Consider the following 13,918-nt stretch of genomic DNA (forward strand, 5'->3'; position numbering starts at 1 on the left):
AGCCGCTCGCGAGAGGCCCGCACCCGGCAGGGTGCGGGCCTCTCGTCGTCTCGTCACCACGGAGGACGGCCGGGAGACACGGATTGGGAGGCACGGGCCGGGCCGCCCGCGAGCGTCACCGCAGCGCGCGACGCGGGACGGACCTCCCGGCCGTGTGCGGGAACGGCGAAGGGCCCGTGTCCGCCGACACGGGCCCTCCGGTTCCCCGCGGGGCTAGCGACTCGTGGCCATCAAGTCGTTCGTCCCAGCGGCGATGCTCACGGGTGCACCCGCGACCGAGGCGGTCCGGCCCAGGGATCGGACGGACCACCCCGCCTTGACCCAGTCGGTGACCGGGATGCAGTTGCGCGCGTCGATCACGATGGCGCGACCGACGAGCGCACGGAGGCTCGACGGGTCGGCCTGCACGATGTCGTCCCACTCGGTGAGGACGAGCACCATGTCGGCACCCTCGACCGCGGCCTCCATGCTCTCCGCGTAGGTGAGCGTCGGGAAGCTGCGCTTGGCGGTCTCCATGGCCTCCGGGTCCCAGAGCGAGACCTGCGCGCCGCGGAGGTGCAGGGCCGCGGCGACGTTGAGCGCCGGGGAGTCGCGTACGTCGTCGGTGAGCGGCTTGAACGCGGCGCCGATGACGGCGATGCGCCGGTTGAGCACCGAGCCCTGGGCCGCCTCGATCGCCATGTCGATGACGCGCTGGCGCTGGCCCATGTTGATCTCGTCGACCTGCTGCATGAGGCCAACCACCCGGTTCGCGCCGAGTTCGGACGAGCGGTGCATGAGCGCACGGATGTCCTTCGGCAGGCAGCCACCGCCGAAGCCGAGGCCCGCGTTCAGGAACTTACGACCGATGCGCACGTCGTGCCCGAGGGCGTCGGCGAGCGTCGTGACGTCCGCGCCGGCGATGTCGCACAGCTCCGAGATCGCGTTGATGAACGAGATCTTCGTGGCGAGGAACGCGTTCGCGCTCACCTTGACGAGCTCGGCGGTCGGCAGGTCCGTCGCGATGACGGGCGTGCCCTCGGCGATCGGTGCGGCGTAGACCTCGCGGATGACGGCGTCCGCCGCCGCGGAGGCACCGCCCCAGACCAGGCGGTCCGGGTGCAGCGTGTCCTCGACCGCCTTGCCCTCGCGGAGGAACTCGGGGTTCCAGATGAGCTCGACGTCGATGCCGGCGGGCGAGAACTCGGCGACGAGGGAGCGCAGCCGTGCCGCCGTACCGACCGGGACCGTCGACTTGCCCACGATGAGGCCCGGGTGCGTCAGGTGCTCCGCGACGGACCGGGTGGCGCTCTCGACGTAGCTGAGGTTCGCCGCGTGGCTACCCGCTCGCTGGGGCGTGCCGACGCAGATGAAGTGCACATCGCTCGACGCGACTGCCTCGGCGAGGTCCGCCGTGAAGCGGAGCTTGCCGCTCGCGACGTGCTTGGTGATGAGTTCGGGGAGCCCGGGCTCGTAGAACGGGACCTCGCCCGCGGCGAGGGCCGCGAGCTTCGACGGATCGACGTCCACGCCGATGGTGTCGAACCCCATCTCGGCCATGGCCGCGGCGTGCGTCGCACCGAGGTACCCGGTCCCGATGACGCTGATCCGGGGCGCCGGGCGGGTGTCGAGCCCGGTGGCGGCGTGCTCGCTGTTGCTGTTCGTCACTTGCTGACCTCCTGCAGGTCGTAGTCGATGTCGGTGCGTGCGATGCCCGCCGTGAACGCGGCGAGGCTGTCGGAGCGCGAGTCGATGCGCCAGTCGTTGGTGCTGCGGACGCCGTCCGCGATCGTCGTCGCGGTCTCGTCGAAGTACGAGAACCCGATGATGTCCTTGTTCTGCGGTTCGGCCAGGGCGTCGAAGAGCGACGTGATCCACGCGGCCTTCTGGCTCGGTGCGTTGGCCGAGCCGATGCTGCCGCCGGTCTCGGTCGCGCCGATCTCGGCGAGCAGGATCTTCTTGTCCGGCGCGATCTGCCGGAGCTGCTGGAGCGTCGCACCGAACGTGGTGTCGAACGTCGGGTCAGAGCTCGCGGAGCGGTAGTACCCACTCATGCCGACCCAGTCGACGTACTGCGTGCCCGGGTACAGCGACCTGGTGTAGTCGATCGTGCGGTGGTTCCACGCCGTGGTGCTCTCGGTCGGGAGCACGTCGACGCGGGACGGAGCCCAGACCCAGATGGCGTCGGCGTTCGCTCCCGTGGTCTGGAAGATCTTCCACACGTGCTGCCACGCCGCGACGTACTGACCCCGGGTGTTCCCGTTCACGCCCTCGGACCAGGGGTACCAGTTGCCGTTCATCTCGTGGTCGAACCGGATCGCGACCGGCTGACCGTTGGCCTTGACCGCTTCGGCGTACTTCGTGATGTACGCGTCGAAGTCACCCTTGATGATGTTCGAGAGGCTGTACGCGGACTGGTCCGGCGCGTTGTTGCCAGCGGCGTTCGGCTGCGACTCCCACGTGAGCATCGGGAGCCGGCCGTTCGCCCACGAGCGCTGCACCGCGTCGGCTCGGAAGTCCTGGTCGAAGCCCTGGAAGTACCCCGCCATGTTCGGCGCGGTCCCGATCTTGGTGGCGGTGTCGTCGTACGTCGCCCAGTTGAAGGGCGACTGGTCCGTGTACAGGCCGAACCAGCGGGACGTCTGCGCGAGGACCTCGGCCTTCGTCGGGGCCGCGACGGGCGCCGTCGAGGTCGACGACGCCTTGGCCGGGTTCCCGGCGGCCGCGGGGGCGGCACCGGACCCGCCGGACCCGTTGGAGGCGCTGGCGGAACCGGACCCGCCCGACGTCGATCCGGACGCGGTCGTGGTCCCACCGGACGCCGCCGACTCGGCCGTGCCGAGCTTGGCGTACGCGGTCTTGAGCTGCGCCTGCAAGGAGGCGAGACGTTCGGCGCGAGAGGCGCCGGAGGCATTCGCGGACTGGAGCTGCCCCTCGAGCTTCCAGATGCGGTGCTGCGCGGCGGTGAGCTTCGCCTGCAGCTTCGCCGCGTCGGCTGTGGCGTCCGCGGTCTTCTGGGCCTGGGTCTTCACGCCCAGCGCGTGGTGCACGGCGGTGCTGACCACGTTGCCGGGCGAGATCCAGACGGCCCACGTGATGAGTGCGAGGGCGACGACGATGGCGGTGGTCCCGACGGCGGTGCGCTTGGCGTGCTTGCTCGACGGGGCCCACCAGCTTCCGGAGTGGCGGATGGATTCAGACAATGGTGAGTGCCTCCAGGGCGAAGATCGCGACACCGATGAGGTACGGGATCACCGCGTAGGGGTTGACGCGCTTGGCGGGCGTCGCCGCCGCCTTGCGCGAGATGCGGGCGTCCCGGACGGTGTCCCGACGCGTCGCGAGGACGGTGGTGGTGGAGGTGGAGGTGCTGGTGGCGTCGGCGCCGGTCGAGGAGCCGAGTTGGAACATCTGCTCGAACTCGCGGTCGACGTCCTCGGAGCGGACCTCGTCGACCCGGTCGATGGGGCTGACGGGCGGGGTGCTGTCGTGGCCGGGGACGGGTACGGCGGGCTCGGTCTCCATCGGTCCGCCCGCGTACGCACCGGCGCGCGTTCCCCAGCCCGAGGCGTGCGCGAGGCGGAAGAACCCGAGCAGCCGGATCGGCATGAGGAAGAACGTCGAGACGATGATGAACATCGGCAGGCGGACGAAGTCGGACGGCTTCTCGGCGAGGTGCCGCATCTGCCGGATCGCCATGCTGAGCACGCTCGAGACGACCATGAGCGCGGCGACGTAGACGAAGCCGGTCGAGAACCCGTACTGGTGCAGGATGCCCTGGTAGAGGTTCTGGCCCTGACCGGTGAACGCGCGGTACACCCAGCCGGCGATGACACCGAAGAGCATGAACGGCAGGATGATGTCGGTCACGAAGAACAGCGCGAGGATCGGGGCGTGGCCGATCATCCACGGGAGCATCCGCAGCGTGTTGTACTGCGAACCACGCGCCCAGCGGAGCTGCTGCTTGAACAGCTTCTTCACTTTGAGCGGCGCATCCGTGTACACGAGTGACGTGTACTGGTAGACGGTCCGGTAGCCCTCCTTGAGCGTGAGGTTCGTGAGCGTCCGGTCGTCGGACACCTCGAGGAACACGCCCATGAACTTCTCGGTCATGAACTTCTCCATGACGCGCATGAGGATGCTGCGGCGGAACGCGATCGTCCGGCCCGGGAGGCACCCGATCTGCCCGAGCACGCTCTGCGCCGGCATCGAGTAGAGGGCTCGGGAGTTCTCGAGCCAGTCGGCCCAGCGGGTGATCCAGCTGCGCTCGGGTTCGAGGATGCGCTGGCGCGTCGTGACGCCGCCCACGGACTCGTCGGCGAACGGCTTGACGAGTTCGTCGAGCGTGCCGGGGGTCCAGACGGTGTCCGAGTCGACGAGGATCGTGATGTCACCGCGCGAGAGCTCGGTTCCGATCTTGACGGCGTTGCGCTTGCCGGGGATCGGGGTGTGCGTCCAGGTCACGAGGGGTGCGAATTCCTCGCAGACCTGCACGAGCCCCGCGTTGGGCGCGCCGTTGATGACGACGATGATCTCGCCCGGACGCTGCTCGACCATGCGGCCGATGACGTCGCGGAAGAGGTCGAGTGGCTCGTCGACGACGGGGACGACGACGCTCGTCGTCCCCGTGAACGTGCCCGTGTACGGCCGGTACCGGGCGGAGATCACCACCTTGGCGATCCAGAGGAGCCAGATGATCGCCGAGTACACGGTGAACAAGTAGAACTCCGGGTGTCCATCGACCATCTGGCGGATTTGGAGGATGAAAGTGAACATCGATCCCTGCTTCGGCGTTCGAGGTGGGATTCCGCGCCATCGGGGAACCAGGGTCAGTTCGGGTGCTTCATTTCTGACAGAGCGTGCCGGAGTCCGCAACGCGGCCCCCGTCCGGGGGTGTTTCACGCGCGTTACGGGGTACATCGGGGTCGGTCGTTCGCCCTACCCGACATGTCCGCCGTCCGCCCGACAGCAGGAAGGGGGACCGACGGTTCCGCATCGAGCCGATGTTCCAGCGCCGGAACGGCCGTTCGCCGCTTCGGTCCGTCTCGCATGATCCCCTGGTCACAGCCTGTTTTCGTCCTCGACAGGTGTCGCCCGGGGGCCGGACCGGGACCACTGCGTCGAACCGCGGGCGGCGCCGCGCCGGAGCCGCGCAGTCCCTGAGCGCCGGGGTACACCGTTCCCAGGTCGGGGGACGATCCGCGCCAACACGAAATCACCCGTGATCGTCGGGCGCATCACCCGCGAGATCTGCATCTCGGGCGTGTCGGGCGCAGATCCGAGTGGTCTGCCGGCCCGGGAGCACCGGCTGTCGCCCGGCGGCTCTCGTCCGCAGGAATGTCAGCCCTCGACGGGGCTCCGGTCCGGTCCTCCGTAGAACTCGCGCTCGAACACCTGCCGAGCGCGGCGCGTCGTCGCGAGGTAGTCCTCCTCGAGCTGCGACGCCGACCCGTGCGGGTACCCGAGCAGCCGTGCGACGCCCTCGAGCTGGGCTCGCTCGACGGGGAGCACGTCGGTCGTGCGGCCCGTCCAGAGCACCAGCGCGCTGCGGGCCCGCGATGCCAGGAGCCACGCGTCGGACAGGCGCTCGGCGTCGTCCGTCGTGACCAGCCCGGCGCGCTCGGCGGCGCGCAGTGCCCGCAGGGTCGACGTCGTCCGGAGACCGGGGATCGCGAGTGCGTGCCGGAGCTGGAGGAGCTGTACGAACCACTCGACGTCGCTGAGTGATCCCCGCCCGAGCTTGAGGTGCCGAGCGGGGTCCGCGCCGCGAGGCAGCCGCTCCGACTCCACGCGCGCCTTGATGCGCTTGACCTCGCGGACCTCGCGGTCGTCGAGGTGTTCCGGGTACCGCGTCAGGTCGGCCAGGTGCTCGAAGTTCCGGAGCAGTGCGTCGTCGCCGACCGCACCGCGGGCGCGGAGGAGCGCCTGCGCCTCCCAGGTCAGGGACCAGCGGGCGTAGTACGCGGCGTACGACTCGAGCGTCCGGACGACCGGGCCGTTCACACCCTCGGGGCGCAGTCCGATGTCGAGGTCGAAGGGGAACAGGGCGTCCTCGGTGCAGGTCCCGAGGCGCGTCACGATGCGGCGGGCGGCACGTGCGGCGGCCTCGCGGTCCCAGCCGTCCGCGCGGTACACGTACAGGACGTCGGCGTCGGAGCCGAAGCCGAGTTCGCGGCCGCCGAACCGGCCCATCGCCACGACGCCGAACTCGAGCCCCGGCGCGGTCCCCCGGCGCGCGAGCTCGAGCGCGCCCGTGAGCATGGCCTCGGACACGTCCGTCAGCGCCTCACCGAGTTCCTCGACCCGGATCCGCCCGATGACCGCGGCCATGCCGAGCCGGAGCGTCTCGCGCCGACGGGCAGCGCGGAGGACCGCGGCGGCGCCCACGTCGTCCGTCGGGTGGCGCGCGACAGTCGCCTCGGCCTCGGCGACGAGCGCGGCACGTGGACGCGGTCGCAGGAGCTCGTCGGGGTCGTCGAGCCACCGTGCGGCCTCGGGCGTCCGCTCGAGCAGACCGGCCAGGAACGCGGACTCCGACAGCACGACGGTGAGGCTGTAGGCGGCGCCGTCCGAGTCACGGAGCATGCGGAGGAACCAGTTCGACTCCCCCAGCGCGTCGCTGAGCCGTCGGAACGCGAGCAGGGCGCGGTCCGGTGCCGGACCCTCGGCCATCCACCGCAGGAGGACCGGGAGGAGCGTGCGCTGGATCGTCGCCCGTCGCGACACCCCCTGCGTGAGCGCGCGGATGTGCTCGAACGCGCCGTCCGGGTCCACGAACCCGATCGCCGCGAGGCGCTGCCGCACCTGGTCGCTCGTGAGCACGATGCCGTCCGCCGACGTCGCGGCGACCGCCGACAGCAGCGGTCGGTAGAACAGCCGCTCGTGCAGGCCGCGGACCTCGCGCTTGACCGAGCGCCACCGGGTGAGCAGCTGCTCGGCGCTCGTCGCGAGCCCGGTCGACCGCGCCAACACGCGCAGGTCGGACTCGTCGGCGGGCATGAGGTGCGTGCGACGCAGCCCCCGGAGCTGGATGCGGTGCTCGAGGACCCGGAGGAACGCGTAGTCCGGCCCGAACCGCGCCGCCTCGGGACGCCCGACGTACCCGGCATCGGTGAGGGCCGCCATCGCATCGAGCGTCGCACGCTGCCGGACGGTCGGGTCCGTGCGACCGTGCACGAGCTGGAGGAGTTGCACCGTGAACTCGACGTCGCGCAGCCCACCCGGTCCGAGCTTGATCTGCCGGTCCACCTGGTCGCCCGGGATCGCCGCCGTGACGCGTTCGCGCATCCGCTGCACGGACTCCACGAAGCCGGGCCGGTCGGATGACTCCCACACGAACGGCGCGACCGCCGCGACGTACCGCTCGCCGAGGTCGCGCGAACCGGCGATCGGCCGCGCCTTGAGCAGTGCCTGGAACTCCCACTCGCGGGCCCACCGGGCGTAGTACGCCACGTGCGAGTCGAGCGTCCGCACGAGCGCGCCGTCCTTGCCCTCGGGGCGGAGGTTCGCGTCGACCTCCCAGAGGGGCGGTTCCGCTGCGAGATCCGTGATGACGTGCGTCGCGGCGATCGCGATGCGCGTCGCGATGCGGACCGCGCGGTCGGTGCCGACGCCCTCGGTGGGCTCGGTGACGAAGATGACGTCGACGTCGCTGACGTAGTTGAGCTCGCGGGCGCCGGCCTTGCCCATGCCGATCACGGCGAGCGGAGTCGCGGCGACGTCGCCCTCCGGGAACGGGACCTCGCGCCGGGCGATCGCGACGGCGACGTCGAGGGCGGCGCCAGCGAGGTCGGCGAGTCCCGCGGCGACGGCCGGGAACGCCTCGGTCGCGTCTGGGCGCATGACGTCGTGGAGCGCGATGCGGGCCAGGAGGCTGCGGTAGCGCACCCGGAGCCGGACCCGGGCGTCCTCGCCGACCGCGCCGTCGACCGCCCGCTCGAGCGCCTGCCGGTAGGTGTCGGCGTCGTCCGGCGGTGCGACGGGGTCGAGCAGCAGGGCGAGCTCCCCGGGCCGGCGGACGAGGAACTCCGCCAGCCCCGCCGACGCCCCGACGAGGCGGATGAGGCGCTCGGTGGCTGCTCGGTCGGCGAGCACGGGGGCGACGGCCTCCGGCGCGGCGTCGAGCAGCCGCTCGACCGCGAGCAGTGCGCCGTCGGGGTCGGCCGTGGCCCCCCAGGTCGACGCGGCCTCGGCGACGGGAACCCGACGGCCGAGGGCCGCGATCCGCTCCTGTGCCGTCCCGAGGTCCGCGAACCCGAGGCGCGCCAACACGCTCCGCGACGTCGTCGTCGTGTCGCTCATGCGGTTCCTGGTCCTGCTCGGCGGTGGTTCCGGGCCTGGAGCACCGTGCGCTCGGACCCGCTCGTGGTCCGGTCCGGCTAGAGCCGCTCGAGGTTCGTCTCGAGCTCGAACGGCGTCACCTGGTCGCGGTAGGCCTTCCACTCCTGCCGCTTGTTGAGCAGCACGAAGTTGAACACTTGCTCGCCGAGTGTCTCGGCGACGAGCTCCGAGTCCTCCATGAGGCTCAGCGCGTGGTCGAGGCTCGCCGGCAACTGGTTGTAGCCGAGCGCACGGCGTTCCGCGTCCGTGAGGCTCCACACGTTGTCCTCGGCCTCCGCGGGGAGCTCGTAGCCCTCCTCGATGCCCTTGAGCCCCGCGGCGAGGAGCAGCGAGAACGCGAGGTAGGGGTTGGCGGCGGAGTCCATCGCCCGGTACTCGACCCGGCTCGACTGCCCCTTGTTCGGCTTGTACAGGGGCACGCGGACGAGGGCCGAGCGGTTGTTGTGCCCCCACGTCACGAAGGACGGAGCCTCGTCACCGCCCCAGAGGCGCTTGTACGAGTTGACGAACTGGTTCGTGACGGCGGTGATCTCGGGCGCGTGTCGGAGCAGCCCCGCGATGAACTGACGGCCCATCGTCGACAGCTGGTACTCGCCACCGGGCTCGTAGAAGGCGTTCTGGTCGCCCTCGAACAGCGACACGTGCGTGTGCATGCCGGAACCCGGCCGACCCGACAGCGGCTTCGGCATGAACGTGGCGTACACGCCCTGCTCGATCGCGACCTCTTTCACGACGGTGCGGAAGGTCATGATGTTGTCGGCGGTCGTCAGGGCGTCCGCGTAGCGGAGGTCGATCTCGTTCTGGCCCGGGCCGGCCTCGTGGTGGGAGAACTCCACCGAGATGCCGAGGTCCTCGAGCATGCGCACCGAACGACGCCGGAAGTCGTGGGCACTGCCGCCGGGCACGTTGTCGAAGTACCCGGCCTGGTCGACGGGCTCCGGGCGGCCGTCGGTGAGCGCCAGGCTCTTGAGCAGGTAGAACTCGACCTCGGGGTGCGTGTAGAAGGTGAAGCCGCGCTCGCCGGCACGTGCGAGCGTGCGCTTGAGGACGTTGCGCGGGTCGGCCACCGCGGGCTGCCCGTCCGGGGTCGTGATGTCGCAGAACATGCGGGCGGTCGGGTCGACCTCGCCGCGCCAGGGCAGGATCTGGAACGTCGAGGGGTCCGGGTGCGCGAGCACGTCGGCCTCGTACGAGCGGGTGAGGCCCTCGATCGCGGAGCCGTCGAACCCGATGCCCTCGGCGAACGCACCCTCGACCTCGGCGGGGGCGATCGCGACGGACTTGAGCGTGCCGATGACGTCGGTGAACCAGAGTCGGATGAACTTGATGCCGCGCTCCTCGATGGTGCGGAGCACGAAGTCCGTCTGCTTGTCCATGCACGCCCTTTCTGATGGTCGTCACTAGGGTAGTGGCCATGCCCCGACTCCGCTTGGCGCTCGCACAGACCAACCCTGTCGTCGGGGCGTTCGAGCGCAACGCGGCAGGCATCATCACGGCCACGCGATCGGCCGCCGAGCAGGGCGCGGACCTCGTCGCCTTCGGCGAGATGGCGATCTCCGGGTACCCCATCGAGGACCTCGCCTCGCGCCCGTCGTTCCTCCGCGCCGCCCGGGAGGCCGTGGAGACCCTCGCACGCCGGCTCGCCGACCAGGGCCTCGGGGACGTCGCCGTCGTCGTCGGCCACCCGGACGGCCCGTTCGAGCCCCGCTCGGTGGACGTCACCACCGCGCCGAGCGCCATCGCCCAGAACTGCGCGAGCGTGCTCCAGCACGGGCGGGTCATCGCCACGACCGCCAAGTACCACCTGCCGAACTACTCGGTGTTCGACGAGTACCGGGTGTTCATCCCGGGCGACGACCTGCTCGTCGCGCGCATCGCCGACGTCGACGTCGCGATCATCATCTGCGAGGACCTGTGGCGCGAGGGCGGTCCGGTCGCCCGGGTGCTCGCCGCCGACGCCGGCTTGCTCCTCGTCGTCAACGCCTCCCCGTGGATCGCGGACAAGGACGAGGTCCGCCTCCCGCTCGTCACCCGGCGGGCCACGGAGTCCGACACGATCGTCGCCTACGTCAACATCGTGGGCGGCCAGGACGACCTGGTCTTCGACGGGGACAGCCTCGTCGTCGACGAAGCGGGGACGGTCCTCGCCCGCGCCCCGCAGTTCCGGGAGCACCTGCTCCTCGTCGACCTCGACCCCGCGCCGGCGACCGACCCGGTCGTGACCGAGGACGTCCACCGGGTCCTCCTCGACACCCCGGACACCACCCCCGGGAGCATGGCGCTGGACGGCCAACGCCCGGCACTCCCCCGCGACGTCGCCGAACCCCGTGACGACCTCGAGGAGATCTGGAACGCGCTCGTCCTCGGCACCCGCGACTACGTCGAGAAGAACGGCTTCCGTTCGGTCGTCCTCGGCCTGTCCGGTGGGATCGACTCGGCGGTGTGCGCGGCGATCGCGGTCGACGCCCTCGGCCCCGACCGCGTGTACGGCGTCTCGATGCCGTCGCAGTGGTCGTCCGAGCACTCCCGGTCGGACGCCGACGACGTCGCCGAACGCCTCGGTCTGCACTACCGGACCGAGGCGATCGCCGACCTCGTACGCCCCTTCGAGGACCAGCTCCACCTGACCGGGCTCGCCGCGGAGAACATCCAGGCCCGGGCCCGGGCGCTCGTGCTCATGGGGCTGTCGAACCTCGATGGTCACCTGGTGCTCACGACCGGGAACAAGACCGAGCTGTCGGTCGGGTACTCCACCATCTACGGTGACTCGGTCGGCGGCTTCGCACCGATCAAGGACGTCCCCAAGACCCTCGTGTGGGAACTCGCCACGTGGCGCAACCGGTTCGCCGCGGGACGGGGCGAGACCGAGCCGATCCCCGAGAACTCGATCACCAAACCGCCATCGGCCGAGCTCCGTCCCGACCAGAAGGACGAGGACTCGCTCCCGCCGTACGAGGTGCTCGACAGCATCCTGGACGGGTACATCACCCGGGCCCTGGGTGCCGCCGACATCGTGGCGGAGGGTCACGACCCCGACACGGTGGCCGAGGTGACCCGGCTGGTCGACCGCTCCGAGTGGAAGCGCCGGCAGGGTGCCATCGGCCCGAAGATCTCGGGCATGGCGTTCGGACGCGACCGTCGTCTGCCGATCACGTACCGGCCGCAGCAGTACCGCTGAGGCCGGGCCTCCCGGCCGGATGACGAACGGCCCGGCACCCCATGGGTGCCGGGCCGTTCCTCGTGTCGGCTAGCGATCGACCAGCGACGACGCGTCGTCGCTGAAGAAGTCCTCGTACCGTGGGCCGCCGCTGCTCGTCAGCGTGCCGCGGCGCCACTGCTGCCGGAGCCGGCGGTAGGTGGCGATGCGGGCCGGCTCCACGCCGGACTGGGACTCGTACAGGCTCATCTGGTGCCTCCTCTCGACGGAGCGAGGACACCGGACCGGATGCTGGCATCGGTGGGTCGCCGTGGTCAGCCTCCCCGCCCGTTCCGACGCTACGTCCGGCGGGGTCGCGACGCGATCGGACGGCGCGAGCCGGACGAGGTCCTGCGCACATCGGACCTCCGCTCGCGCGAACCGGACATCGGCGCGGCGGCGGCGGGACGGTCAGCCCTGCGCGTCCTCCTGGTCCCACCGTGCGTTGTTCGCACGGACACGCTCGAGTGCCGCCTGCGCCTCCTCGCGCGTGTCGAAGGGCCCGATGCGGTCCCGGTTCGGGGACTGCATGCCCTGTTCGACCTGGTGCGTGGTGGTGTTGAACCAGAACTGGGACTCGATCCGTTCGTCGCTCATGACCGCGAGCGTACGCGCGAGGATCGGGCCGGTGACCGCCGGATAGACTCGGCAGCATGCCCCGGGACGAACACGGACACCTCACTGCCGGCCGCATCAGTCCCACCCGCCCCGTCCCCGCGGACATCGCCCGACCGGAGTACGTGGGCCACGTCGAACCGCACGAGCACGGCCTGGGCGACACGTACACGCCCGACGAGGTCGAGCGGATCCGGACCGCGGGCCGCATCGCGTCGCAGGCGATCGACGCGGTCGCCGCCGCCATCCGCCCGGGGGTGACCACCGACGAGCTCGACCGGGTCGGCCACGAGTTCATCGTCGCGAGCGGCGCCTACCCGTCGACGCTCGGCTACCGCGGGTTCCCGAAGTCGCTCTGCTCCAGCGTCAACGAGGTCATCTGCCACGGCATCCCGGACGACACGGTGCTGCAGGACGGCGACATCGTGAACATCGACATCACGGCGTACAAGGACGGCGTCCACGGGGACACGAACCGGACCTTCGTCGTCGGCACCGCGAGCCAGGAGGTCCAGGACCTCGTCACGCGGACCGAGGAAGCCATGCGCCGTGGCATCCGCGCCGTCGCTCCCGGACGCCAGGTGAACGTCATCGGGCGGGCGATCGAGTCCTACGCCAAGCGGTTCGGGTACGGCGTCGTCCGTGACTACACCGGCCACGGCGTCGGGCGGGCGTTCCACTCCGGGCTCATCATCCCCCACTACGACGCCCCGCAGTACGACACCGTCATCGAGCCCGGCATGGTGTTCACGATCGAACCGATGCTCACCCTCGGTGGCATCGACGCGGACATCTGGCCGGACGACTGGACGGTCTCGACCCGCGACAAGTCCTGGACGGCACAGTTCGAACAGACCCTCGTCGTCACCGAACGCGGCGCCGAGCTCCTCACCGTTTCCTGAACCCACCAGCACCGGAAGGCACTCCCCCCATGGCACAACTCGCGGTCGGCGTCGACATCGGCGGAACCGGCATCAAGGGCGCGATCGTCGACGTCGAGTCCGGCGCGCTCACGAGCGACCGGATCAAGAAGGCCACGCCCGAGGGCGGCAAGCCGGACGACATCGCCGAGGTCGTCGTCGAGATCATCAACGAGCTCGGCATGACGAACGACGAGCCGATCGGCATCTGTTTCCCCGCCGTGGTGAAGGACGGCCGGACCATGTCCGCGGCCAACGTGTCGAAGAAGTGGATCGGCTTCCCGGCCGAGGAGCTGTTCGAGAAGCGGCTCGGGCGGCAGATCCACTTCGTCAACGACGCCGACGCAGCGGGGTTCGCCGAGCAGCAGTTCGGTGCGGCGAAGGGCGTCGACGGCCTCGTCATCATGACGACGCTCGGCACCGGCATCGGCACGGCCCTCATCAACGACGGGGTGCTCATCGTCAACGCCGAGCTCGGCCACATCGAGATCGACGGGGTCGACTACGAGACGAAGGCGTCGTACGCGGCGAAGGAGCGCGACGACCTCTCCTGGAAACACTGGGCCAAGCGCCTGCAGAAGTACTACTCCCACCTCGAGGCGTACCTGTCCCCCGAGCTGTTCGTCGTCGGCGGCGGCATCTCGAAGCAGCACGAGGAGTTCCTGCCCCTGCTCGACCTCCAGGCGAAGATCATCCCCGCGACGCTCCGCAACAACGCGGGGATCATCGGGGCCGCCAAGCTGGCGGCGGACAGCAAGGAGTGACGGTCGGGAGGGGCGGCGCCGCCTGGCACCGCCCCTCCCGTCCGTCGGTCCTGCCTCGTCCCGCCCCGTTGAACCGGTTGCTTCCGGCGGAACCGCGGCATGCCGGT

At 70.6% G+C, this 13,918-nt stretch carries 10 protein-coding genes; 3 read left to right on the forward strand and 7 right to left on the reverse strand.

Annotated features, from left to right (window positions below; translation table 11 throughout):
- Positions 1-213: 213 nt before the first annotated feature.
- From DEI92_RS04365 to DEI92_RS04385, 5 genes are all read right to left on the reverse strand, one after another.
- Positions 214-1,647 (reverse strand): UDP-glucose/GDP-mannose dehydrogenase family protein, encoded by a 1,434-nt coding sequence (locus DEI92_RS04365; protein ID WP_111008785.1) that lies wholly within the window; start codon positions 1,645-1,647, stop codon positions 214-216.
- Entirely contained in the window at positions 1,644-3,182 is a 1,539-nt protein-coding gene (locus tag DEI92_RS04370) for a glycoside hydrolase family 26 protein (RefSeq protein ID WP_111012510.1), read from the reverse strand. The genes DEI92_RS04365 and DEI92_RS04370 overlap by 4 nt, the downstream gene beginning before the upstream one ends.
- On the reverse strand, positions 3,175-4,752 hold the full coding sequence (locus DEI92_RS04375; protein WP_111012511.1) for a glycosyltransferase: 1,578 nt from the start codon (positions 4,750-4,752) through the stop codon (positions 3,175-3,177). Before DEI92_RS04375 ends, DEI92_RS04370 begins: the two co-directional genes overlap by 8 nt.
- A gap of 564 nt (positions 4,753-5,316) precedes the next feature.
- A complete protein-coding gene (locus DEI92_RS04380; protein WP_111012512.1) occupies positions 5,317-8,277 on the reverse strand; it encodes a bifunctional [glutamine synthetase] adenylyltransferase/[glutamine synthetase]-adenylyl-L-tyrosine phosphorylase in 2,961 nt (986 codons plus the stop codon).
- A gap of 77 nt (positions 8,278-8,354) precedes the next feature.
- Positions 8,355-9,692, reverse strand: coding sequence for a glutamine synthetase family protein (locus tag DEI92_RS04385; RefSeq protein ID WP_111008781.1), 1,338 nt, complete (start codon positions 9,690-9,692; stop codon positions 8,355-8,357).
- 38 nt (positions 9,693-9,730) lie between these two features.
- On the opposite strand from DEI92_RS04385, the gene DEI92_RS04390 reads away from it, so the two are divergent.
- Positions 9,731-11,494, forward strand: a complete 1,764-nt coding sequence (locus DEI92_RS04390; protein ID WP_111012836.1) for an NAD+ synthase — start codon at positions 9,731-9,733, stop codon at positions 11,492-11,494.
- Positions 11,495-11,563: 69 nt separating this feature from the next.
- On the opposite strand, the gene DEI92_RS16455 is transcribed toward DEI92_RS04390, so the two are convergent.
- Together DEI92_RS16455 and DEI92_RS04395 are read right to left on the reverse strand one after the other, a co-directional pair.
- A complete protein-coding gene (locus tag DEI92_RS16455) occupies positions 11,564-11,722 on the reverse strand; it encodes a hypothetical protein (protein WP_181434642.1) in 159 nt (52 codons plus the stop codon).
- 201 nt (positions 11,723-11,923) lie between these two features.
- Positions 11,924-12,109 (reverse strand): SPOR domain-containing protein, encoded by a 186-nt coding sequence (locus DEI92_RS04395; RefSeq protein WP_111012513.1) that lies wholly within the window; start codon positions 12,107-12,109, stop codon positions 11,924-11,926.
- A 56-nt stretch (positions 12,110-12,165) separates the two neighbouring features.
- Between DEI92_RS04395 and map the strand changes: the two genes are divergently transcribed.
- The gene (gene map, locus DEI92_RS04400) at positions 12,166-13,029 is read left to right on the forward strand and encodes a type I methionyl aminopeptidase (protein WP_111012514.1); all 864 of its coding nucleotides are present in this window, start codon (positions 12,166-12,168) and stop codon (positions 13,027-13,029) included.
- A 29-nt stretch (positions 13,030-13,058) separates the two neighbouring features.
- Positions 13,059-13,811, forward strand: coding sequence for a polyphosphate--glucose phosphotransferase (gene ppgK, locus DEI92_RS04405; RefSeq protein ID WP_111008778.1), 753 nt, complete (start codon positions 13,059-13,061; stop codon positions 13,809-13,811).
- The last annotated feature ends 107 nt before the right edge of the window (positions 13,812-13,918 follow it).

The organism is Curtobacterium sp. MCBD17_034 (assembly GCF_003234515.1).
Taxonomy (GTDB): Bacteria; Actinomycetota; Actinomycetes; order Actinomycetales; family Microbacteriaceae; genus Curtobacterium.

What these genes read in the sequence shown, in the direction of transcription:
- DEI92_RS04390 (WP_111012836.1), top strand. Translation starts at nt 9,731, where the DNA reads ATGCCCCGACTCCGCTTGGCGCTCGCACAGACCAACCCTGTCGTCGGG.
- DEI92_RS04380 (WP_111012512.1), bottom strand. Translation starts at nt 8,277, where the DNA reads ATGAGCGACACGACGACGACGTCGCGGAGCGTGTTGGCGCGCCTCGGG.
- DEI92_RS04395 (WP_111012513.1), bottom strand. Translation starts at nt 12,109, where the DNA reads ATGAGCGACGAACGGATCGAGTCCCAGTTCTGGTTCAACACCACCACG.
- DEI92_RS04385 (WP_111008781.1), bottom strand. Translation starts at nt 9,692, where the DNA reads ATGGACAAGCAGACGGACTTCGTGCTCCGCACCATCGAGGAGCGCGGC.
- DEI92_RS04375 (WP_111012511.1), bottom strand. Translation starts at nt 4,752, where the DNA reads ATGTTCACTTTCATCCTCCAAATCCGCCAGATGGTCGATGGACACCCG.
- map (WP_111012514.1), top strand. Translation starts at nt 12,166, where the DNA reads ATGCCCCGGGACGAACACGGACACCTCACTGCCGGCCGCATCAGTCCC.
- ppgK (WP_111008778.1), top strand. Translation starts at nt 13,059, where the DNA reads ATGGCACAACTCGCGGTCGGCGTCGACATCGGCGGAACCGGCATCAAG.
- DEI92_RS16455 (WP_181434642.1), bottom strand. Translation starts at nt 11,722, where the DNA reads ATGAGCCTGTACGAGTCCCAGTCCGGCGTGGAGCCGGCCCGCATCGCC.